The organism is Thermoleophilum album (assembly GCF_028867705.1).
Classification (GTDB): Bacteria; Actinomycetota; Thermoleophilia; order Solirubrobacterales; family Thermoleophilaceae; genus Thermoleophilum.
Genome location: NZ_CP066171.1, coordinates 996996 through 1016715 on the forward strand (window position 1 = coordinate 996996; position 19720 = coordinate 1016715).

The 19720-nt window shown below is 70.0% G+C and carries 24 protein-coding genes; 13 read left to right on the forward strand and 11 right to left on the reverse strand.

Features of this window, described 5'->3' with window-relative positions; all coding sequences use genetic code 11:
• Positions 1–38: 38 nt before the first annotated feature.
• Positions 39–869, reverse strand: a complete 831-nt coding sequence (locus tag JDY09_RS04615; RefSeq protein WP_274717888.1) for an alpha/beta fold hydrolase — start codon at positions 867–869, stop codon at positions 39–41.
• Between the two features lie 109 nt (positions 870–978).
• On the opposite strand from JDY09_RS04615, the gene JDY09_RS04620 reads away from it, so the two are divergent.
• The 5 genes from JDY09_RS04620 to JDY09_RS04640 all read left to right on the forward strand — a co-directional run bounded on the left by JDY09_RS04620 (position 979) and on the right by JDY09_RS04640 (position 4088).
• Positions 979–1509: a cell division protein SepF gene (locus JDY09_RS04620; protein WP_274717889.1), complete on the forward strand. Its 531-nt coding sequence runs from the start codon at positions 979–981 to the stop codon at positions 1507–1509.
• A 95-nt stretch (positions 1510–1604) separates the two neighbouring features.
• Complete coding sequence (locus tag JDY09_RS04625; RefSeq protein WP_274717890.1) at positions 1605–2369, forward strand: pyrroline-5-carboxylate reductase family protein; 765 nt, start codon at positions 1605–1607, stop codon at positions 2367–2369.
• Positions 2366–2671: a YggT family protein gene (locus JDY09_RS04630; RefSeq protein ID WP_274717893.1), complete on the forward strand. Its 306-nt coding sequence runs from the start codon at positions 2366–2368 to the stop codon at positions 2669–2671. Before JDY09_RS04625 ends, JDY09_RS04630 begins: the two co-directional genes overlap by 4 nt.
• Positions 2671–3159 carry a signal peptidase II gene (gene lspA, locus JDY09_RS04635; RefSeq protein ID WP_274717894.1) on the forward strand — a complete coding sequence of 163 codons (489 nt, stop codon included), beginning with the start codon at positions 2671–2673 and terminating at the stop codon, positions 3157–3159. Before JDY09_RS04630 ends, lspA begins: the two co-directional genes overlap by 1 nt.
• Positions 3156–4088, forward strand: coding sequence for an RluA family pseudouridine synthase (locus JDY09_RS04640; protein ID WP_274717895.1), 933 nt, complete (start codon positions 3156–3158; stop codon positions 4086–4088). Before lspA ends, JDY09_RS04640 begins: the two co-directional genes overlap by 4 nt.
• An 8-nt stretch (positions 4089–4096) precedes the next feature.
• Here the strand turns inward: JDY09_RS04640 and JDY09_RS04645 are convergent, their stop codons facing one another.
• Genes JDY09_RS04645 through JDY09_RS04680 form a run of 8 tightly spaced genes read right to left on the reverse strand, consistent with a single transcriptional unit; the run spans position 4097 to position 9587 of the window.
• Complete coding sequence (locus JDY09_RS04645; protein ID WP_274717896.1) at positions 4097–4906, reverse strand: flagellin; 810 nt, start codon at positions 4904–4906, stop codon at positions 4097–4099.
• 19 nt (positions 4907–4925) lie between these two features.
• Complete coding sequence (locus JDY09_RS04650) at positions 4926–5189, reverse strand: carbon storage regulator (protein ID WP_274717898.1); 264 nt, start codon at positions 5187–5189, stop codon at positions 4926–4928.
• 25 nt (positions 5190–5214) lie between these two features.
• Positions 5215–5652, reverse strand: a complete 438-nt coding sequence (gene fliW / locus JDY09_RS04655; protein WP_274717900.1) for a flagellar assembly protein FliW — start codon at positions 5650–5652, stop codon at positions 5215–5217.
• An 11-nt stretch (positions 5653–5663) separates the two neighbouring features.
• On the reverse strand, positions 5664–6584 hold the full coding sequence (gene flgL / locus JDY09_RS04660) for a flagellar hook-associated protein FlgL (protein WP_274717901.1): 921 nt from the start codon (positions 6582–6584) through the stop codon (positions 5664–5666).
• A complete protein-coding gene (gene flgK, locus JDY09_RS04665) occupies positions 6581–7915 on the reverse strand; it encodes a flagellar hook-associated protein FlgK (RefSeq protein WP_274717902.1) in 1335 nt (444 codons plus the stop codon). The genes flgL and flgK overlap by 4 nt, the downstream gene beginning before the upstream one ends.
• A 3-nt stretch (positions 7916–7918) precedes the next feature.
• Complete coding sequence (gene flgN, locus JDY09_RS04670; RefSeq protein ID WP_274717995.1) at positions 7919–8509, reverse strand: flagellar export chaperone FlgN; 591 nt, start codon at positions 8507–8509, stop codon at positions 7919–7921.
• Complete coding sequence (locus tag JDY09_RS04675) at positions 8509–8856, reverse strand: hypothetical protein (protein WP_274717904.1); 348 nt, start codon at positions 8854–8856, stop codon at positions 8509–8511. Before JDY09_RS04675 ends, flgN begins: the two co-directional genes overlap by 1 nt.
• Positions 8853–9587: a flagellar hook-basal body protein gene (locus JDY09_RS04680; RefSeq protein ID WP_274717906.1), complete on the reverse strand. Its 735-nt coding sequence runs from the start codon at positions 9585–9587 to the stop codon at positions 8853–8855. Before JDY09_RS04680 ends, JDY09_RS04675 begins: the two co-directional genes overlap by 4 nt.
• A gap of 159 nt (positions 9588–9746) precedes the next feature.
• On the opposite strand from JDY09_RS04680, the gene JDY09_RS04685 reads away from it, so the two are divergent.
• Positions 9747–11522, forward strand: a complete 1776-nt coding sequence (locus tag JDY09_RS04685; protein WP_274717908.1) for a CocE/NonD family hydrolase — start codon at positions 9747–9749, stop codon at positions 11520–11522.
• Positions 11523–11589: 67 nt separating this feature from the next.
• Here JDY09_RS04685 and JDY09_RS04690 read toward each other — a convergent pair whose 3' ends face one another.
• Positions 11590–12279 (reverse strand): flagellar hook-basal body protein, encoded by a 690-nt coding sequence (locus JDY09_RS04690; RefSeq protein ID WP_274717909.1) that lies wholly within the window; start codon positions 12277–12279, stop codon positions 11590–11592.
• 58 nt (positions 12280–12337) lie between these two features.
• On the opposite strand from JDY09_RS04690, the gene JDY09_RS04695 reads away from it, so the two are divergent.
• Together JDY09_RS04695 and JDY09_RS04700 are read left to right on the forward strand one after the other, a co-directional pair.
• Positions 12338–12958 carry a hypothetical protein gene (locus tag JDY09_RS04695; protein WP_274717911.1) on the forward strand — a complete coding sequence of 207 codons (621 nt, stop codon included), beginning with the start codon at positions 12338–12340 and terminating at the stop codon, positions 12956–12958.
• Positions 12959–12991: 33 nt separating this feature from the next.
• Complete coding sequence (locus JDY09_RS04700) at positions 12992–13288, forward strand: EscU/YscU/HrcU family type III secretion system export apparatus switch protein (RefSeq protein ID WP_274717913.1); 297 nt, start codon at positions 12992–12994, stop codon at positions 13286–13288.
• Between the two features lie 107 nt (positions 13289–13395).
• On the opposite strand, the gene JDY09_RS04705 is transcribed toward JDY09_RS04700, so the two are convergent.
• Positions 13396–14214, reverse strand: a complete 819-nt coding sequence (locus tag JDY09_RS04705) for a sigma-70 family RNA polymerase sigma factor (RefSeq protein ID WP_274717915.1) — start codon at positions 14212–14214, stop codon at positions 13396–13398.
• 269 nt (positions 14215–14483) lie between these two features.
• On the opposite strand from JDY09_RS04705, the gene JDY09_RS04710 reads away from it, so the two are divergent.
• The 5 genes from JDY09_RS04710 (at position 14484) to JDY09_RS04730 (ending at position 19663) form a co-directional block, all read left to right on the forward strand.
• A complete protein-coding gene (locus JDY09_RS04710; RefSeq protein ID WP_274717916.1) occupies positions 14484–16946 on the forward strand; it encodes a TPR domain-containing glycosyltransferase in 2463 nt (820 codons plus the stop codon).
• 76 nt (positions 16947–17022) lie between these two features.
• Positions 17023–17412 (forward strand): flagellar protein FlaG, encoded by a 390-nt coding sequence (locus JDY09_RS04715; protein WP_274717918.1) that lies wholly within the window; start codon positions 17023–17025, stop codon positions 17410–17412.
• Positions 17413–17417: 5 nt separating this feature from the next.
• Complete coding sequence (gene fliD, locus JDY09_RS04720) at positions 17418–18791, forward strand: flagellar filament capping protein FliD (RefSeq protein ID WP_274717919.1); 1374 nt, start codon at positions 17418–17420, stop codon at positions 18789–18791.
• A 120-nt stretch (positions 18792–18911) separates the two neighbouring features.
• Entirely contained in the window at positions 18912–19331 is a 420-nt protein-coding gene (gene fliS, locus JDY09_RS04725) for a flagellar export chaperone FliS (protein ID WP_274717920.1), read from the forward strand.
• Positions 19328–19663 (forward strand): hypothetical protein, encoded by a 336-nt coding sequence (locus JDY09_RS04730; protein ID WP_274717922.1) that lies wholly within the window; start codon positions 19328–19330, stop codon positions 19661–19663. Before fliS ends, JDY09_RS04730 begins: the two co-directional genes overlap by 4 nt.
• The last annotated feature ends 57 nt before the right edge of the window (positions 19664–19720 follow it).

Consider the following 19720-nt stretch of genomic DNA (forward strand, 5'->3'; position numbering starts at 1 on the left):
CGGCCGAGCAACGGCCGGTGCGCGAGCGGAAGTTGCGGCTAGCGACCCCGCGACAGCAAGCCGTGGCGCTCGGCGAACGCCAGCACGACGCGCGCGAGCTGCGCGCCCTGCCAGGCGAGCGGCGATCGCCCCTCGTCCTCGACGACGAACTCGGCCGCGGGGATCGCGGCAGCGAGCTCGCGAGCGTCCGCCAGCGGGTGGAGCGGGTCGGCGTCGTCGCGCGAGCCGACGACGAGCACCGGCAGCTCGAGGCGCGCCAGGTCGCCGCCGGCGAAGGGCAGCGGGGAGCGCGACACCACCCGCAGCGCGTCGGCGACGGCGCGCGGCTGACGGTGGCGGGCGAAACGCTGGCGCACAGCAGCGTGCGCCACCGCTCGCCAGCGCGGGGCGAGCGCGGCGGGTAGTGCCAGACTGGCGGCTCGGTCGAGGTCGCCCACTTCGAGCGCGGCGGCGAGCTCGTCGACTGGGATCGGCTCGTCGTGGCGCGACAGCGCCGGGGGTGTGACGAGCACGAGACCTGCTGCCTCGACCTGGCTGCGGAGCGCGGCTGCGAGCGCCGTAGCTGCGCCCATCGAAACGCCAACCAGAAGCGGCGGGGTTCTCGCGACCGTGGCGACGACGGCCTCGAGGTCGTCTACGAGCTCGTCGTAGCCGTAGGCGTCGCGTCGCGGAGCGGGGTCGGAGTCGCCGTGTCCGCGCGCGTCGTACGTGACGAGACGTGTGCCACTGCGCGCAAGCAGCAGCGAGCCGTGGAAGACGTTGCGGCGTGTCGCCGTAAGCCCGTGCAGGCCCACCACCGGCAGCCCCTCACCGAACGCCTCGCCACGAAGAACGAGCTCGCCAAGCGCCGTGCGGCGCGCGACCACCACTGCTCGCGCGCTGCTCGCGGTCGTCGGGTCTGCGCTACTTTTAGGTTCGTTCACAGCGGACGGGCAGCTTTGCAGGATTTCCGCTCGTACGCACGAAACGGACGGGGACATGTCGCTCCGAGACACTTGGCACCGCGCCCTGATCTTCTTCGGGCTCGCCGAGGAAGAAGATCCGCGCTACGAAGCTGCCGCTGAGCCCGAGCCCGAGGACGTGCTCGAGGAGCGGTACCGCGAACGGCCCAACGTACGTCGCCTCAGCAGGCGGCGGCCGCGCGACGACTTCGACGACATCTTTGCCGACGAACCGCCGACGCGCTCCCGACCGCTGCGCGCCGTCGCGAGCAATGGCCGCGGCGGCCCCGAGCTACAAGTGCACTTGGTGATGCCGAAAAGCTTCAACGACGCGCAAGAGATCGCCGACCAGTTCAAGAACGAGATCCCGGTGATCATCAACCTGCAGCAGACCGACACCGACCTCTCGAAGCGGCTGATCGACTTCGCGTCAGGCCTCACGTACGCCCTCGACGGAGGGATGCAGCGGATCGCCGACAAGGTGTTCCTGCTCACTCCGCGCAACGTCGAGGTGTCGGCGGAGGAGCGCGCGCGCTTGATCGAGAAGGGGTTCTTCAACCAGTCCTAGCTCGGGCAGGCCCGTCTGCTGCGCTCGGCGCCGGTCGTGGGTCGCGATCCACTGCGACGGGCCGGTGCCGGACGTGCGGTTAGGCTTCGCAACCGATGAAGCTGGGCTTCGTGGGAGCGGGCAACATGGCTACGGCGCTGGCCGTGGGCATCGGCGAGCCGGTGCTCGTCCACGATCCCGACCGCGCTCGCGCGCAAGCGCTCGCCGAGCGCGTCGGTGGCGAGACGTGCAGCTCCAACCGTGAGCTCGCCGAACGTGCCGATCTTGTTGTGCTGTGTTGCAAGCCCGCACAGCTGCAGACCGTCGCGGGGGAGATCCGCGGACACGTCGCCGCCGTTGCGTCCGTGCTCGCGCTCACGCCGCTTGCGGCGCTCGCCGCCGAGTTCGGCGACGACGTTCCGCTCTACCGCCTGATGCCGAACCTGCCGGTCGCTGTTGGACGCGGCGTGATCGGCTACGTGCCCGGACCGCGCGCGGCCGATGGTCCCGAGCACGAGCTGCGTGCGCTGCTGGGGCGCGCAGGCGAGGTCGTCGAGGTGGCGGAGCGCGATCTCGACGCTGTTATGGCCCTGGCTAGCTGCGGGCCAGCTTTCGTGGCCCGTTTCCTGGCCGAGCTCGCTGCGGCGGGCGCACGCCTCGGTCTCGATCCCGAACTCGCGGGCAGGCTCGCGCGCCTGACCGCGGGCGGGACGCTCGCCTACCTCGACGCGGAACGGATCGAACCGGCGGAACTCGAGCGGCGCGTAGCTACCCCTGGAGGTGCGACCGAGCGCGGGCTGCGGGAGCTCGACGAGCTCGGTTTCGGGCGGGCAGTCGCGCGGGCGCTCGCCGCCGCGGAGGGAAAGGTCGCGACGTCGTGAGCGTCATCGCCGCGATCTCGCGCGCTGACGTTGCGCGCTACCTCGAAACGCTGCTCTACCTGTACGTGCTGCTGATCTTCGTCCGTGTGTTGTTGTCGTGGCTCCCGCGTCTGCCGTTCAACCCCGTGTTGCGTGCGTTCGTGCAGTTCGTCCACGACGTCACCGAGCCGTACCTCGGACTCTTTCGTCGGGTCTTGCCGCCGCTCCAGCTAGGGCCCGCTGGCCTCGACCTCAGCCCGCTGGTGGCGACGATCGTGCTGATGGTGGTGGGTGGCTTGGTCGTCGGCGTCGTCCGCGGCTAGTGGTGGCGCGGGCGCGCTCGGGAGCGACCGAGCGGATCGCCGCTGCGCTCGCGCTCTCGGGGATCGTGGTGGCGCTCGACCAAGCGAGCAAGCAGGCGGTCGTGTCGCTGCTCGGCGATGGCGAGCGTGTCGCGCTCGTACCCGGGCTCGACCTGGCGCTCACCTACAACACTGGGGTCGCGTTCGGCGCCCTGCGCGATTTCGGCGACACGATCGGGTGGCTCGTCGCCGTGACGCTGGTGCTCCTTGTTGCCCACTTTGTCCGTAACGCCAACGTTTCGTGGCTGTGGCTTCCGGTGGGGGCGATCGTCGGCGGGGCGCTCGGCAACCTCGCCGACCGCGCGCGGATCGGGGCCGTGATCGATTTCATCGACCCGGTGGCATGGCCGGCGTTCAACCTCGCGGATACCGCGATCGTGCTCGGTGTGGCGGGGTTCGTAGTCGTTAGCGAGCGCGCTCCTCGCTCCCTGCCCAAACGCGGGGCGTGAGTGCCCGACCGGCAATGCCAGAGCGGTCGCTCGTCTGCCCTCCGGAGCTCGCCGGTGAACGGCTCGACCGGGCGCTGGTCGCGCTGGGTGTGGCGCGCAGCCGCAGCGAAGCGCAGCGTCTGATCGACGCGGGCTGCGTGCGCGTCGCCGGGCGTCCGGCCGACCGGGCGCGACGCCTAGTGGGTGGCGACGTGGTCAGCATCGCGGCACCCGCGAGCCAGCCGGTGTGCGACGAAGCCGAGCTGCCGCCGGTGCGCGTGGTCTATGCGGACACACACCTGCTCGTAATTGACAAGCCAGCGGGTGTGGCCGTGCACGGCGCGCCGGGCGTAAAGCCACCGACGCTAGATCGCTTCTTGGGCGAACGGGGTGCCGCCGGCGGCGACCCGCAACGGCCGGGGATCGTTCACCGCCTAGATCGCGACACCTCGGGGCTCCTCGTCGTGGCGCGCAGCGACGAGGCTTACGAGGAGCTCGCACGGGCGTTGCGCGCGCGCCGCATCGAGCGCGTCTACCTGGCGCTGGTCGCCGGCGACCCGGCGGCTAGCGAAGGGCTGATCGAGGCGCCGCTCGGCCGCGACCGGCGCCGCCGCACCCGCCGCACGGTCGCAGGTGCGGGCGCACGCCCGGCGCTCACACGCTTCCGTGTGCGCGAACGGCACGCGCGCACCGCCTTGCTCGAGGTGGCGCTCGTCACCGGCCGCACCCATCAGATACGCGCGCACCTCGAAGCGATCGGTCACCCGGTCGTCGGCGACCCGGTATACGGCGGGCGCACGCTCGGTGTGCGGCTCGGGCTCGCGCGCCAGTTTCTGCACGCCGCGCGCCTGCGCTTCGACCACCCCGCGAGCGGCGCGACACTCGAGTTCGAGTCGCCGCTACCCGCCGACCTCGCGGCGGCCTTGGCGTGTGCGCGCGAGCTGTCGTAGCGAGCGTGCTAGCCGCGCAGTAGCTGCAACACCGAAGAGTTCGATTGGTTGGCCTGGGCGAGCATCGCCGTGCCCGCCTGCTGGAGCACCTGGAGCTTGGTGAGCTCGACCGCCTCCTCGGCCATATCGAGGTCACGGATGCGCGACTCGGCCGCTACCAGGTTCTCGTGGTAGACAGCGATGCTGTTCAGCAGGTGCTCGAGTCGGTTCTGCACGGCCCCGAGCTGTGCTCGCTGCGCGCTGACGACGTCGAGCGCTTGGTCGATCTCGCTGAGATCTTGCGTGTTCGCGATGTTCAGCGAGAACGCCGCGGTGCCGAGCGCCCCCACGAGGTCCAGCGTCGACACGGTGATCACTTCGCCGTCGTTCGCTCCCACCTGGAACGTGACCACGCCCGTTGCCGCGAGAAGCGTGATGCCGTTGAACTGCGAGCTTTGGGCGATCCGCTGGATCTCGGCGTAGAGCTGGTCGACCTCGGACTGGATCGACAGGCGGTTGCTCGCCGACAGCGTTCCGTTGCGGTACTGCACGGCCAGCTCGCGGACACGCTGGAGCATCGCGTGCACTTCGCTGAGGGCGCCTTCCGCGGTCTGCACCATCGACACGGCGTCCTGGGCGTTGCGCTGAGCCTGGGCGAGACCGCGGATTTGTGCGCGCATCCGCTCGCTGATCGCGAGCCCGGCCGCGTCGTCGGCGGCCTTGTTGATGCGGTAGCCCGACGAGAGGCGCTCCATCGACTTGCGCAGCCGCTCGGATGTGCCGCTCAGTTGCCGGTGCGCGGTGAGCGCCTCGACGTTGTTCTGGATCCTCAGTGACATGGCATTGTCTCTCCTTGACCTATTGCGGTTGTTTGCTTGTCGCTTGCGCTCTCAACCGGGCGAGCCGGTCGAGAGCCTCGCTCGGTACGTCGCCATCGGCGGCTCGCGCCGCCTCCTCGTTGGCACGCTTGACCTCGAGCCAGATCTCCTCGCGGTAGATCGGGACCGAGCGCGGCGCGTCGATCGACAGCCGCACGGTCGAGCCGCTGACCTCGGTCACCTCGACGACGATGTCCTCGCCGATGACGATTCGTTGCCCCGGCCGTCGCGTTATTGAAAGCATCGGAATCCGGCTCCTCTCGGGCGTTTCAAGCCGCTTGGTGGGTGCGTTCCTCGAACAGGGGCGCGCGCAGCCGAGCGCTGTCGGACTCGTTGATCACCTGCCAGCCGCGCCCGCCTCCGATCACGATCGGCGCGAGCAGGTTGGCCTTGAAATCCTCGAGCTTCGGACCGGCCTGTACGACCACGTAGACGTCGAGGTCGCTGCGGTCGATACCCAGCCGCTCGAGCTCGGGGTCGCCGACGACGAGCTCGAAGTCGGGGAAAAACAGCCAGGGGTTCGTGACAGGCAGGGCGAGATCCGGTTCGTCGAGCGATTGCAGCCACAGGAACACGGGGTTCTCGCTGCGAGCGATGAGCGTGAACCGGCGGCTGTCGAAACCGACGATCCCGTGCGGAAACTCGACCACCGACTCGGGCGGCACCTCGATCTCGCCGAAGCGGGTCGTGGCTACTGTGATCTTCATCGGTCCTCTCCTCACCTCAGGAAGTTGAGCAGCGACGTCTGGACGATGCTCGCGGTCGCGCGCAACGCGGCCTGGTAAGCGGTCAGCTGGCTAGCGAAGGTCGTGATCGCCTCTGCCATGTCGGCGTCCTCGGTTTGCGAGCTCAACGTGCGCACCGTGAGCTCCAGGTCGGCAAGGCGCGATCCCGCCGCCTCGAGGCGGCGCTGGGTGGCGCCGATCTCGGCACGCGCGCGCGACAGCTCGTCGATGTTCCGGTCGAGCGCCTGGAGAGTCGTGGAGCGCAGTGCGTTGAGATCCGCCGGCGTGCCGTTGCGCAGCTGGTCGGCTGCGTCGCGCAACGTGTCGAGGATCAGCCCGTCGTTGGCGACCTGTCCCTGGCCGAGTAGTGCGCCGCCGCGTACGACGTTCACCGGAATGCGCACGCCGGGCCCGATCGTTCGCTCGATCACACCGGCGTCGCCGTTGTAGGTGTCTGGCCCTCCGGGCGTGTACGGGGCGGTCTGTGTCGCTGTGCCAGCGAAGATGTAGCGGCCGGCGTAAGTGGCGTTCGCCTCCTGCTTGATCGCGTCGATGATCTGGTCGATCTCGGTGGCGATCGCTTCTCGACCCCGTTGGCCGACCGGGTCGTTGGCGCCCTGCACGATCAGCTCGCGCGCTCGCTGCAGGTAGTCGCCGATGTTGCTCAATGCTCGGTCAGCAACCTCCTGCCAGTTGATCGCGTCGTCGACGTTGCCCCGCAGCTCGCCGACGAGCGCCAACTCGTTGCGCAGCGAGATCGCCTTGGCCGCGCGCAGCGGATCGTCGCTGGGGCGAACGAGGTCGCGACCCGACGACACGCGCCGCTGAGCGTCGGCAAGCCGCCGCGCAGCGCTCTGGATGTCGGCGAGCGACGAGCGCTCGACCATCGACTCGGTGATCCGCAGGTAGGTCACAGACCGACCCTCCCGGTGCGGTTGATGAGCACGTCGAGCGTCTCGTCGAGCGTCGTGAGCGCTCTTGCCGACGCCTGGTAGCCGCGCTGGAAACGAACCAGCGCTGTCATCTCTTCGTCGAGCGATACGCCGTGCACCGACTGGCGACGCTGCTCGGCAGCTTCGGCGACGGCCGCGGTGCGCGCAGCCTCGTTGTTGGCGTTGCGAGCGTCGTTGGCGATCGTGCCGACGAAGCTCGCGTACTGGTCGACGGGACCGGCCGTTTGCGAGCGCAGCGCGGCAATCGCCAGCGCGATGTCGTTGGCGCCGGGAGCGCCGCTCGTTCCGGTGCGCACGCCGGCGGGCGAAGTGACGGCCACAGCGAGGGTCGCCGCCTCGTTCCCGGCGGTGTAGGAGAAGAACGGCGTGACGTGGAGCGCGTTGACGGCGTCGGCGAGGTTGCGCGCGAAGGTCGCGAGCTGCGCGCGGTACTGGTCGACCGTGCCGCCGCTCGCTGCGATGGCCAAAAGACCGCCCAAGCGGCCTCCTGGAGAGGTGAGCGTTTGCGGCCAGGTGACGGTGTCGTAGCTGACGAGCGGTGCTGCTGCGTCGCCGAAGAGTACATCGACGCTCCCCGGTCGGGCGGGATCGTCCTGGACCTGCACCGACGCAAGTTGCGCGAGACGATCGAGCAAGAGGTCGCGGCGGTCGCGCAGATCGTTCGGCTGTTCGCGAAGCTGAACCGCCCGCGCGATCGCCACATTCAGCTGTGCGATCTCGCGCGCCAGCTGCTCGACCTCGCCGCCCGTTTGAGTGGTCGTCGTGAACTCGCTTTGGGCGGTCTGGGCGATCGCCGACAGCCGCGCGTCGAGGTCGCGCACCGCCTGCGCCAGCGAACCCGCCTGGGCCAGAACGGCCTGGCGCGCGGCCGCGCTCTCGGGGTTGTTCGCGAGCTTCGCCCAGGCGTCGAAGAAGTTCGCGAGTTCGGCCTGGATGCCGTTGTCGGAGGGTTCGGCGAGCGCCTCCTCGATCTGGCCGAGCAAGGTGGCACGCGCGTCGGCGAAGTACTTGGCCGTCGCCGATCCGCGCGCCTGCAAGTCGAGGAACTGGTCGCGCAAGCGGCGGTACTCGTGAACCTCGACGCCGGTGCCGAGCTGCGCGCCGCCGAACGACTGTGTCTGCACCGGCAGCAGCTCGAGCGGCAGCGAGGCACCGAGCGTCGCCTCCTGGCGCGTGTAGCCGGCCGCGTTGGCGTTCGTGATGTTGTGCGAGGTGACGTCGAGCGCACGCTGGTGCGCAAGAAGCCCGCGGAGGGCTGTTTGCAAGCCGAGGAACGTCGAGATCGTCGGCACCGTCTACACCCTCCGATCGATTACCCGGTGCACGTGCGGGGCAGCCGTGACGAGATCGCCGTCCGGCCGGTAGGCAGCCCCTTGCGGCCCGCTTGCCAGTCGCAATAGGTGGTCGAGGAACGCCAGTTCCTGGCGCAACAGGATGCGGTTCGTCTGATGCTCGCGCGCGATCTCGGCGAGCAGACCGCGCAGCTCGTGCGAACGATGCCGCGCCGCCTCCGCGGTTCGGGGGTCAAGTAGCGAACAGATCGCCTCGAGCGTCACCGCATCGGGTTCCGTGCCGAGCGCACGCGCCGCTTCTGCGAGCAGCTCGGCGCGCTCGCGCTCGAGCTGCTCACGCTGCTCGACCTCGTTGCGCACCGCAGCAGCGGCCGCCACCGTGCGATCGACCGCGCGCTCGCGAATCGCGCGCCCCTGTTCGAGCACGCAGGCGAGGAGTTTGCGGGCGGCGGCGATCTGCCGATCGAGGTGGCGCACGAGCCGCTCGCCGAGCCCGTCGCTGTGCACGACCGCCGTTCCGGCTGCCGGCGCCTCGGCGGGCGGGTGCGCAGGCGTCACAGGCCCAGGCATGTTGCGGCGGGCGTGCGTCGCCATCACCGCGCCTCCGCTCCCGCAGCGTCGCTGCCAACGCGCAGCGCCCTGTAGAGCTCGTCTGCGATGCCGAGACCGTGCCCGTTCGTGACCGCCTCGGCCAGCGCGTCCGCGACGCGGCCGGCGACGAGCGGCTGCGCGGTACTGGTCGAGCCGGCCAGGTCGACGCTGTCGAGCAGCTCGCGCACGAGCAGCTGTTCGAACGCCAGCGCAGCGCGGTAGGTCGCGACCGCCTGGGCGCCCGCTTTGCGGACCGCGGACGGGATCTCCGCGCGGGCGACGGACGGTAGCGCGTGGGCGCCAGCGCTACCGGTGCCGAGCGCGACGATCTGCTCGTTGACGAACGTCACTTGCGAACCCCGTTGGCGATCTCGAGCAGCTGGTCGTGCGTCTGGATCACGCGACTGGCGAGCTGGTAGGCGCGCTGGGCTTCGATCAAGCCGACCATCGCTTCACCCAGATCGACGTTGGCTTGCTCGAGCGCGCCCTGCACGAGCTGTGCGCCGCGAGCCGGCGCCGGGGCACCGCTGGCGGCCGTCGCGACGAAGAGGTTGTCGCCGACCGGGCGCAGTTCGGCGGGCGCTGGCACATCGACCACCTCGATCCGGCCCACGCGACGGCCGGCGACGGTCACCGTGCCATCGGTCGCGACCTGCACCTGCTGCGGGTGCGCTCCGGCCGGGAGGCGGATCGGCGGCACGAGCGGCTCGCCGGCAGCTGTCACCACCTCGCCGCGCGCATCGACTTTGAAGGAGCCGTCGCGGGTGAGGGCGACCGTTCCGTCACTACGGCGCACGCGGAAAAAGCCGCGCCCTTGAATCGCGATATCGAGCGGTTCGCCGGTCTGACGGAGCGCTCCTGGCGCAAAGCTCCGTCCGCTCGACACGGCCGCTGCGCCACTACCTGTCTCGACACCGCCGAGAGCGGCCGGGCCGTCCTGCCGGTAGAGGAGATCGCGAAAACCGACCCGCAGGTGCTTGTAGCCCGGGGTCGAGAGGTTGGCGATGTCGTTGGCCAGCGCGTCCAGGCGTTGCTGCTGCGCGAGCATTCCAGCAGCGCCCGAATACAGGCCTTCGAGCATGGGGCAGACTCCTCCGGTTAAGGGCGTCGACCTCCGCGCGGCGGTCCAGCCGGCGCCCGCTCTCCTCTGGTTGCCCCGGTAGTCGGACGCACGCTCGCAGCCTTGAGTTAGGGTGTTCGCGGTTTTCGCCCCGGTCGCCTCTGGGGAAAGGAGGAAGTGATGCCCCTTGCAGTGCGCTCTCTTCGTGCGGCCCTGGCGCTGGGTTCCGTGCTCGCGCTGCTCGGCGTCGCGCACGCCGATGCTGTCGCTGCACCGAGACCCTTCGGGCACGACTGCACGCCGCTGTCCGGGGTGCGGTTCTGCCCGACACGTGACGACCGCGAGCGCGTGCCGAGCTTCGACGGCGTTCCGCTCGACGTCGACGTGACGCTACCCCCGAGCGGCGACGGACCGTTCCCGACGATCGTGATGCTGCACGGGTGGGGCGGCTCGAAGGCGATGTTCGAGTCGGCGAGCGCAAACAGCGCCTACTCGAACGTCGCGCTCGCGAGCCGCGGCTACGCGGTCGTCAACTACAGCGCTCGCGGCTGGGGCCGCTCTTGCGGCGTGCCCGCCTCGCGCACCGCAGGGTGCGAGCGCGGTTGGACCCATCTCGCCGACCAGCGTTACGAAATCCGCGACACCCAGTATCTCCTTGGGCTGCTCGTCGACCAGGGCATCGCCGACCCGCGGGCGCTCGGAGCGACCGGCGTTTCCTACGGCGGCATCCAAAGCCTCGAGCTGGCCTTTTTGCGCGACCGTGTTCGGCTCCGCAACGGCAAGCTCGTGCGCTGGCGCAGTCCCAAGGGCCGGCTCTTGACGCTGCGGGCGGCGTGGGCGCGGTGGGGGACGGCCGACCTCGCGGGTTCTCTCACCCTCAACGGGCGCATCAGCGACGCTCGCCGCGCGCGGGTAGGTGCGAGCTGGGAGCCGCTCGGTATTCCCAAGCAGAGCTACATCAATGGTCTCTACTCGCTCGCTGCGATCAGCGCCTACCTGGCGCCCCCGGGCGCGGACGCCACGGCCGATCTGACGACGTGGAAAGCGATCACCGATGCCGCGCGCGAAACGCCTGCGGCGCGCAGCCTGGTGCGCGAGCTAACCCGCTACCACGGCGCTGCCGGCGTGGCCGACCGTCGCCGCGCTGTCGCCCCGCTGTTGATCCAAAACGGATGGACGGACGATCTCTTCCCCGCTATCGACGGGGTCTACGCATATCGTCTCGCCGGCTCAGGTAGGCGCGGCTTCGTGGCGCTGCAGATCGGCGACCTCGGCCATCCGCGGGCGCAGACGCGCTTGGGTGAAGAGGGCGTGTTCCTGCGCCAGGGTCTCGCCTTCTTCGATCGCTTCCTGCGCGGTCGCCGCGGCGGGCCCGGCAACGGCGCAGTGACAGCGTTCCTCCAGAGCTGTCCCGAAAGTACCCCGTCGCGTCCCTTGCGCGCGCGCAGCTGGGACTCGCTCGCGCGTGGGCGGCTAATACTGGCGTCGCGGGCATCGGGCACGGTGACGAGCGACGGCGGCGATCCGACTGTCGGGCGCACAATCGATCCGATCGGTGGTGGGGGAGCGTGTGCGGCGGTGACGCCGACCAAGGCGCGGGGCACTCTGGTCCTCGAGCGGCGCGTGCGGCGCACCACCGTGGTTGCTGGGCTCCCCATCATCAGCATGCGGGTACGCGCGAGCGCCGGCCGTGCCTATGTGGTCGCGCGCCTCTGGTCCGTCGGCCGCGACGGCAAGATGCGGCTGATCGGTCGTGGTGCCGTACGCCTGCGAGCCAAGCAGCGCGGCGCGGTTCGCTTCCAGTTGCTCGGCACAGGGTGGCGGCTGGCGGCTGGCGACCGGGTGCGCCTCGAGCTGCTCGGCCGCGACGCTCCCTACCTGCGCCCGAACGACGAGGAGGGGTTCAAGGTGCGCGTCAGCCGGGTGCGAGCGCTGCTCCCGGTAGTCGGCCGCTAGATGGCAAGGTGGCCAGCGAGCGTCCAGAAGCGGCGAGGCGCGCGACCGCGCGCGGCGGACGGCTGCGCTAGGCGCCCGGCATCGCAGCTACCTGCGTGGCGGTGCGTTCGAGCGTCTGGTCGATCGTCGTGATCACGCGCTGGGCCGCCTCGTAGGCACGCAGCGAGGCGATCATGTCGACCATCGCGCGCGCCGCGTTCGTACCCGAGGCTTCGAGCGCACCGGCACGCACGCTGGCCCCGGCTCCGACCGGTCGGCCGACGACGTAGTTGTCGCCCACCTTGCGAGCGCCGGCGAGTTCGTACGTGGCGAGCTGGCGCGGATCGACGCGGCCGTCCGCTCCGACCGTGATCGGGCGACCGGCCCGGTCGAGCACCGCGTTCCCGAGCGCGTCGACGAGCGTGCCCTGCGCCGAGCGGTGGAACTGACCGTTGCGCGTGTAGCGCACGCCCTGTGGGGTGCGCACAGCGAAGAAGCCCTCGCCCTCGATCGCGAAGTCGAGCGGTTCGCCCGTGTCGCGAAGCGGGGCGGGGGAGAAGTCGGTGGTGCGCTGCGCGATCACCGAGCCCAGCCCGAGCGGGCCCACAGCCTGGCCGCTGCGGCTGTTGACGAGCAGTACATCCGCGAAACTCCGCTGCGACGCACGATCGGGCTTGTAGCCGGGAGTCGTGACGTTGGCGAGATCATTCGCGATCAGGTTCTGGCGCACGAGCTCGGCGAGCATTCCCGAGGCTGCGATGTAGAGCCCGCGCTCCACGCTCGCGGTAATCGGAGCTCGACTGCTCGCTTTTAGCGCTCGTGCCGATCACTGGAGCGTGCAGGCATCGGCGATCGTGCTCGTGCGCGCAGCGCTGACGGACCTCGTCCTCTGGCCTGGACGTGTGCTCAGCGTCCGCGTCGTAGAACGCAACGGCGAGCGCGGGACCCTTGCTCTCGCAGGCATGCTGCTCGACGCTCGTATTCCCTCGCACGTCAGTGCAGGCCAGCGGTTGCGCGTGCGCGTCGAGCGCGCCGATCCCAACGAGCTTGTGCTCCGCATGGTGGGCGAACCGGCGAACTCGCAGCCGCAGCCGCCGCAACCCCAAGGCGCCCAAGCGAGCGAACAGCATCCCGATCAAGCCCTCGTGCTCCCCGGGGGCTGGGCGCTCGTTAGGCACGCGAGCGACGAGCGTGCCGCTCGCCGCCCCGTGCCGGGCAAGCAGCGCACCTGTGCCGTCAGCTTCTCGCTGCGCGCGCCACACGCGGGCGATCTCGATTTCCACGCCGAGGCGGTGGGAGACAGCCTGCGCGTGCGGGTTGCGCTCGCACATGGCGAGGCGTTCGACCTAGCCATGACGACGCACGGCGATCTCGAGCGTGCGCTGCGCCAAGCGTTTCCGGGCGACGTCGCCGTTGAGTTCGTCGCCCGGAGGGAGCCGGTCGATGCCTACGGATAGGTCGCGGACGCCAGTGCGGGGGTGAGGCAGCGGGTGAGCCAGCACCGTCCACGGCCAGTGTCGGCAAAGCGCAAGCGTGCCGCCGCGCTCCGTTACCGGCGCGAGATCGATTCAGCCCCGCGCGTAGTGGCCACCGGAAGCGGCCGGCTCGCGGAGCGCATCGTCGCCGCCGCGCGCGCTGCCGGCGTGCCGGTGCGCGAGGACCCGCTGCTCGTCGACGCGCTCGCCAAGCTCGACCTCGGCAGCGAGATCCCCCCCGAGCTGTACGCAGCGGTCGCTGAGCTACTTGTGTGGGCGTACCAGCTTGATAGGCGACTGCAGAGCGGATAGCCGGTGGCGCGCGGCGCACGCCACGCCGCCGCCGACCCGCGCCACCGGGCCCACACTCGGCGGAGGCCGCAAGCGGCAGATCCGGCACGGTGCTCCGTCGTAGCCGGCTAGGCGACCTCGCTGAAAAGCGGCTCGTGGTCGGCCAGCGCTCTGCGCAGCTTCTGCTTGAGCCGGCCGTGGATCTGGCAGACGCGGCTCTCGGAAACGCCCAACACCTCGCCGATCTCGCGCAGCGTCAGGCCCTTCGCGTAGAGCATCACCGCTACCTCCTGCTCGCGCTGCGAGAGCTCGCGGAACGCGTGGCGGAAGCGCGCCTTGGCCTCGCGAAGCGCAGCTGCCCGTTCGGGATCGCTGTCGCGCGCGTCCGCCTGGAGGGTGTCGATGCGCTCGATCTCGGTGTCGTCCTCGTCGCTCGCTACGACCTGGTCGAGCGATGCCAGCTCGGCGTTTTCGAGCGCGGCGCGGCGCTTGCGCAGCTCGTCCTCGTCGATCCCGAGGGCGTCCGCCAGCTCGCGCGTTGTCGGCCGGCGCTGGTAGACGGCCATGAAGTGTTGGTCGACCTTGCGGATCTGGCGGTCGAGAGCGCGCAGCGAGCGCGGCGCCCAGTCCTGGCGGCGCAGCTCGTCGAGGACCGCGCCATGGATCCGCGTCCACGCGAACTGCTCGAGCGTGGCGCCCTTGTCCGGGTCGTAGCGCTCGATCGAGTTGATCAGCGCGACAAGACCGCACGAGATCAGATCCTCGACCTCGCAGTTCACCGGCACCTCGCGGATCTTGCGGTAGACGATGTGCTTGACAAGCGGCGCGAACGTCAGCACCAGGCGGTTGCGCAAATGGATCGACCCGGTTCGCTTGTACTCCCGCCACAGCGCCAAGACGTCGTGCGCCGCGGGCCTGCGTACATCCTTGATCTCCAGTTTGAGCATGGTTCGCCAGTCCTTCCTCCCGCTAAGGACGGCTACGGCCGTCGAATTTGTCCACGGATGGGCGGTTCCTATGTCGAACAGAGCCCGACGGCGGCAACAAACCCGAGCTTCCTCGGATCTCGGTCCCTCGGCCGGTCCCGCGCCGGCCCTGCCCGTGGTGATACCTCTCGGCTCGACGCCCAGAAACCTGAGCGACGGCTGGCGACAGGCTGGACGATCGTCCGGCGCTCGGGGTCAAGTTCACGGCTCAGATGGCGAATGCGGGGACGATGGGACTCCGCCTGAAGCCCTTGTCCGACACTCCGCGGGCGGCGAGCCCTGCGAGCGCTGTCTCCGAGACGGCTGCTTTGGCGGCACGTGCGCGGCGGGCCTGGGCAGCTCTCGACCGGGCCGAGATCGACGCTTGTTTGCGCGCCTGCGACGAGCTCGCTGCTCCGCATGAGCCTTACCGCGGACGCAAGCTGCTGCTTGAGGCGGCGCTCGCGGAAACCTGCCGCGCGGACGCGCGCCGTCTCGAGTCGCTCTATATCCAGATGTGCCGCGTGGCCCTCGACGTGCTCGCGCGCGAGCCCCGTGAGCCCGTGCTGCTCAACTACGCCGGGATCCCGTTCTACGAGCTGGGCGCGCGCGACACGGCCGCGGCGCTGTTTGCCGCTGCCGTACGTCTCGATCCCAACCACGCCGACGCGCAGCGCAACCTCGCTGCTGCCCGCCGCCGCCGTGGCCGCGTGCGAGTCTCGGCGGCAGCGCGAGCGACATGCGCTCGCCTTGACGGTCGCGCCCGCGAGCTAGCCGCAGCTGCACGGCCGGCCGAGGGGTTGCGCATCAGCCTCTGCATGATCGTCAAGGACGAAGAGGAGGTGCTGCCGCGGTGTTTGGCGGCGGTCCGACCGGCGGTCGACGAGATCGTGGTGGTTGACACCGGCTCCTCCGATCGGTCGCGCGAGATCGCACGCGACTTCGGGGCGCGCGTGATCGACTTCCCCTGGAACGGCTCCTTCGCCGACGCGCGCAACGTGTCGGTGGAGGCCGCGACAGGCGACTGGATCCTCTTTCTCGACGCCGACGAGGTGCTCGTCGAGGACGACGTGCCGAAACTGCGCGCTCTAGCCGGGCGCGTGTGGCGCGAGGCTTTCCACCTCGTCGAGACCAGCTACACCGGCGAGCTCGAACACGGCACCGCCGTGACCCATGCGGCGCTCAGGATGTTCCGCAACCGCCCCACGTACCGCTTCCGCGGTCGGCTGCACGAGCAGTTCGCGTGGGCGTTGCCGAGCGGATTGCCGGAACGGATCGAGCAGACCGACGTACGAGTCGAGCACTTCGGGTACCTCGGCGTCGTGCGCGACACACGCGACAAGGCGCGCCGCAATATCGAGCTGTTGCAGCGCCAAGCCGAGGAGCGAGAGCCCGACTCCTTCTTCGAGTTCAACCTCGGCTCCGAGTACCTGGCTGTGGGGGACCTCACCGCCGCGGTGCGCCACCTCGAACGTTCGCGCGAACTGCTCGAACGCGACGGTGGCGCGCGCGTGCTGCAGTTCACGCCGACCCTTTACACCCGTTTGGCGCTCGCCCACCGCCAGCTGCGCCACTTCGATCGTGCAGTTGCGGTGATCGAGGAAGGCCTCGCGCTGTTTCCGGACTTCACCGACCTGGTGTTCGAGCGGGGCTGGGTGGAGCAGGAACGCGGTCGGCTCGACGAAGCGCAGCGGGCCTTCGAGCGCTGCCTCGAGATGGGCGAAGCGCCGGCGCGTTACACGAGCATCCGCGGCTGCGGCAGTCACCTGGCGCGTATGGGCCTGGCCGAGGTGTTCGCTCGCCGCGGGGACTTCGTGGCCGCCGAGCGCGAGGCGCTGAGAGCGATCGCAGGTGGTGTCGCCCACCCGTCCGCGGTGTTGTTCGCCGCGACGCTGATCACACGCAACGGCGGCGGTCCCGAGCGCGTGGCACGCGACGTTGAGGGTCAGCTGAACACGAAACCGACCGTCCTGTTCTTGACCGGTGTCGCGTTGTACGAGGCCGGCCACGTAGAAGCCGCGGAGGAGCGGTTCCGCCGTGTAGTCGAGCTCCAGCCGAGGAACGGGCGAGCGCGCGTTGCTTTGGGGGAGGCGCTCCTCAGCCTCAAGCGTTGGCAGGAAGCGGCCGCGGTGGCCGAGGCGGTGGCCGATGACGATCCCCACTCGCCCGCCGCTCGCCGTTGCGAGCTGTTTGCGCGGCTCGTCGCGCGCGACAGCCGCATCGCTGACCGTCTCGCCAGCGCGCGCGCGCTGCTGCCGGCGCACGAGCACGCGGCTTTCGAGGGCTGGGCGGCGCTCGCCGCCGGCCGCGAACCCGGTCTTTTGGCGGCCGAGTCAGCAGCGCTCGTCGCCCGCTGTCTCGATGCGCTCGCGCGGGTGCGCGAGATCGACGAGTTCGCGCTGCTCGTGCAGCTCCTCGAGCGCTGCGCGATCGACGCTCGCGCTCGCCACGAGATCCTCGCCGGCATATATCTTCGTCACGGTTTTCTGGACTCGGCTGCCGAAGAGTGGATCACGGCGTGCGAGCGCTTCGGGCCCGACGCCGAGGCGCTTCTCGGTCTCGCCCAGGTCGCCTACGCCAAAGGTCTGCTGCAAGACGCGCTGGTCTTCGCCGAGGAGGCCCGCCAACGAGCGCCGACCGACCCGCGCTGCGTGCGCATGCACGAGCGGCTACTTGCTGCCGATTCGGCGTCCAGCTCGCACGCGACGACCTAAAGACGCGCGAGCATCTGCCGATTAGCGGGGCACGGCCGACCGGCAGGGAGGGTCGTACCCAGCGAGCACGGATGCCATGGGAGCGATCGAGAGAACAACGGCAGCGGTGACGCAGGCGAGCTTCTACCCCCCGACCACGGTGCGCGAACGAGCCAAGGATGGCGAAAAGGCGACGGGAGCCGGCGCGACAGAGCGCGCGCAGAGTGCGCGCGGTGCCCTTGCGCCGGCGCACGTCACGCCGCTGCCGCTCGAGGTGGAGCAGGAGATGGCGGTTGCAGCCAACCTCTTCGACGAGCTGCGGGCGCTCGGGCGCGAGCTGCACTTCCTGATCGACGAAAAGACAGGCCGGGTCGTCGTGGAGGTGCGCGATCTGGAAGGCAGGTTGGTGCGTCGCGTCCCCCCGAGCACGGCGCTCGGGATCGCGACGGCGCCAGATCTCGGGATCGGACCGCCGGGAGTTCGGTGAGATAGATGGCTACACCGCTTTTCAGCTTCAGCGGCCTAGCGAGCGGGCTCGACACCAACTCGATCATCCAGCAGCTGCTGGCGATCGAGCGCCAGCCGCGCACGCGGCTCGAACTGCAACAGGCCCGCCTCGATGCTCGCAAACAGGCGCTGTCTGCGATCGACGCGCGCGCCGACCAGCTCCGCGACGCCGTCGCCGCGCTGCGCTCGAGTGCCACGTGGGCACCTGTGCAGCAGATCTCGACGAGCCACAACACGATCGTCGAGGCGAGACTGGACGGTGCCGCCGGTCCCGGCGGCTACCAGGTCGAAGTGCTGCAGCTTGCGCGTGCCGAACAGCGCACCTACGACTACACCGCGCCGGCGAGCGACGACACGCTCACGATCGGCTCGTGGAGCACGACGGTTGCCGCCGGCACGACGATCGAAGACCTGGCAGCGCAGATCAACGCCGACGAGAACGCCCCCGTCTATGCGGTGGTCGTGCAGGGCAAGCTGGTGCTCTCGAGCCGCCAGACCGGCACGAGCGGCGCGTTCACGGCGAACGCCAGCTTCTTGAGCGAAGACACTGGGGCGGCGCGGCTTGCGCAAGACGCCCAGTTCAAGGTCGACGGTGTCCTCTACACGCGCTCGTCGAACCGCGTCAGCGACGCCATCGCCGGGGTGACCCTTGATCTGCGCGCAGCGAGCCCCGGCACCACAGTCACCGTCAACGTGACTCCACCCGGTGTCGATCGCGCGGCCGTAAAAGCCAAGGTCAAGGCGTTCGTCGACGCGTACAACTCGCTGCTCGATCTCGTCCGCGACGACCTCGCCGAAACCCCGGTCAAGAACCCCAAGACCACGACCGACGCACGCAAGGGTGCGCTGTACGCCGACAGCTCTCTGCGCGACCTTGTCGGACAGCTGCGGCAACTCGTTTCGGACCCCGTCGCGGGACTCGCTGCCGACCGCGACGAGCTCGCCGAGATCGGTATCTCCACAGGCGCCACCACCGGTTCGGGCACGATCAACCCGAACGCCGTCGCGGGTCGGCTGACGTTCGACGAGGCCAAGTTCGACGCCGCTCTCGATGCCGATCCCCTCGGCGTGCAGAAGCTGGTCGGTGCAGTAGCCGGCAGCGACGGTTTCGCCCAGCGGCTCGACACGGCGCTCGCTGCATGGGCTGGACCGGGCGGTGTGTTCGACCAACGCCAAACCTCGATCAGCAGCGAGATCTCGACCATACGAGACCGCATGGCCGCTATCGACCGCCGCCTCGAGCTGCGCGAGCAGCAGCTGCGCGCACAGTTCACGGCGATGGAGGAAGCCCTGCAAGCGGTGCAAGCGCAGGGCTCATGGCTGCAGGCGCAGCTCGCCGGCATGCTCCGCTCGTCGTAGCGACCACCACGACCGCGCTCGAGCAAAAGTCGCTCGCTGCGGCGAGCGGAACGCTGCTGACAGAGCTTGCGGGGTCGCGCGCGAGCTAAAACACACGCCGACCGCGCCGATCACCGGGTCGTGAAGACGCCCTACGCGAGTGCCCGCTCCTACCGCGAGCAGGAAGTTCTGACTGCACCTCCCGAGCGGCTGGTGGTGCTCCTGTTCGAGGGGGCGGTTCGCTTCCTCGAGCGCGCGCGCCTGGCGCTCGAATCGCGCGATACGGCCGCCTTTCACCACAACCTCAACCGCGCCGACGCGATCCTCGACGAACTGCTCGCGACACTCGACCTGAGCCAGGGCGAAATCGCCTCGCGCCTGCAAGGCATCTACGTCTTCTGCAAGCGCCAGCTCGCCGACGCGCGGTTGGCGCGCGACAGCGGCGCGGTGGCGCGCGTCGCGCGGTGGCTGCGCGAGCTCGGCGAAGCCTTCGATGCGGCGAGCCGGACGGTGCGAAGCGAGACGGGGGCACACGCGCCCGGTGGCGCTGTGCGCGCATGAGCGCCGCAAGCGACGAAGGGCTCTCGCTCGCTGAACTCTGGCGCCAGGTCTACGACGCCGCGCTCGCCGGCGACGCGGTCCGCGTGCTCGAACAGATCCGAGCGATCGAACGGCTTGCGACCAAAGGCAGCGGTGGCGCCGGTCCGCCGCAGCTGAGCGCCGAAGAGCTCGCGGCGGCTCTTGCTTTCCAGAAGGCCGCGCTCCTCGCTCTCTCCCGCGCGCGCGAAACGATCGGCGTCGAGCTCGCTGGGCACGAGCGCGGACGCAGGCTGCGATCCGTCTACCGGGCGGTTCCTAGGGCAGGTAGCGGCCGCATCGAGGCGAGCGCCTGATCTCAAGCGCGGGCAGTAGCGGACGAATACCGGGGCGTCCGTCCTCGAGGTCCGTCC

Coding starts and splice junctions, on each gene's coding strand:
- fliW (WP_274717900.1), bottom strand. CDS start 5,652: ATGAAGATCACAGTAGCCACGACCCGCTTCGGCGAGATCGAGGTGCCG.
- JDY09_RS04625 (WP_274717890.1), top strand. CDS start 1,605: ATGAAGCTGGGCTTCGTGGGAGCGGGCAACATGGCTACGGCGCTGGCC.
- JDY09_RS04705 (WP_274717915.1), bottom strand. CDS start 14,214: ATGCTCAAACTGGAGATCAAGGATGTACGCAGGCCCGCGGCGCACGAC.
- fliD (WP_274717919.1), top strand. CDS start 17,418: ATGGCTACACCGCTTTTCAGCTTCAGCGGCCTAGCGAGCGGGCTCGAC.
- flgN (WP_274717995.1), bottom strand. CDS start 8,509: ATGGCGACGCACGCCCGCCGCAACATGCCTGGGCCTGTGACGCCTGCG.
- JDY09_RS04715 (WP_274717918.1), top strand. CDS start 17,023: ATGGGAGCGATCGAGAGAACAACGGCAGCGGTGACGCAGGCGAGCTTC.
- JDY09_RS04620 (WP_274717889.1), top strand. CDS start 979: ATGTCGCTCCGAGACACTTGGCACCGCGCCCTGATCTTCTTCGGGCTC.
- JDY09_RS04730 (WP_274717922.1), top strand. CDS start 19,328: ATGAGCGCCGCAAGCGACGAAGGGCTCTCGCTCGCTGAACTCTGGCGC.
- JDY09_RS04680 (WP_274717906.1), bottom strand. CDS start 9,587: ATGCTCGAAGGCCTGTATTCGGGCGCTGCTGGAATGCTCGCGCAGCAG.
- JDY09_RS04650 (WP_274717898.1), bottom strand. CDS start 5,189: ATGCTTTCAATAACGCGACGGCCGGGGCAACGAATCGTCATCGGCGAG.
- JDY09_RS04645 (WP_274717896.1), bottom strand. CDS start 4,906: ATGTCACTGAGGATCCAGAACAACGTCGAGGCGCTCACCGCGCACCGG.
- JDY09_RS04685 (WP_274717908.1), top strand. CDS start 9,747: ATGCCCCTTGCAGTGCGCTCTCTTCGTGCGGCCCTGGCGCTGGGTTCC.
- JDY09_RS04710 (WP_274717916.1), top strand. CDS start 14,484: ATGGGACTCCGCCTGAAGCCCTTGTCCGACACTCCGCGGGCGGCGAGC.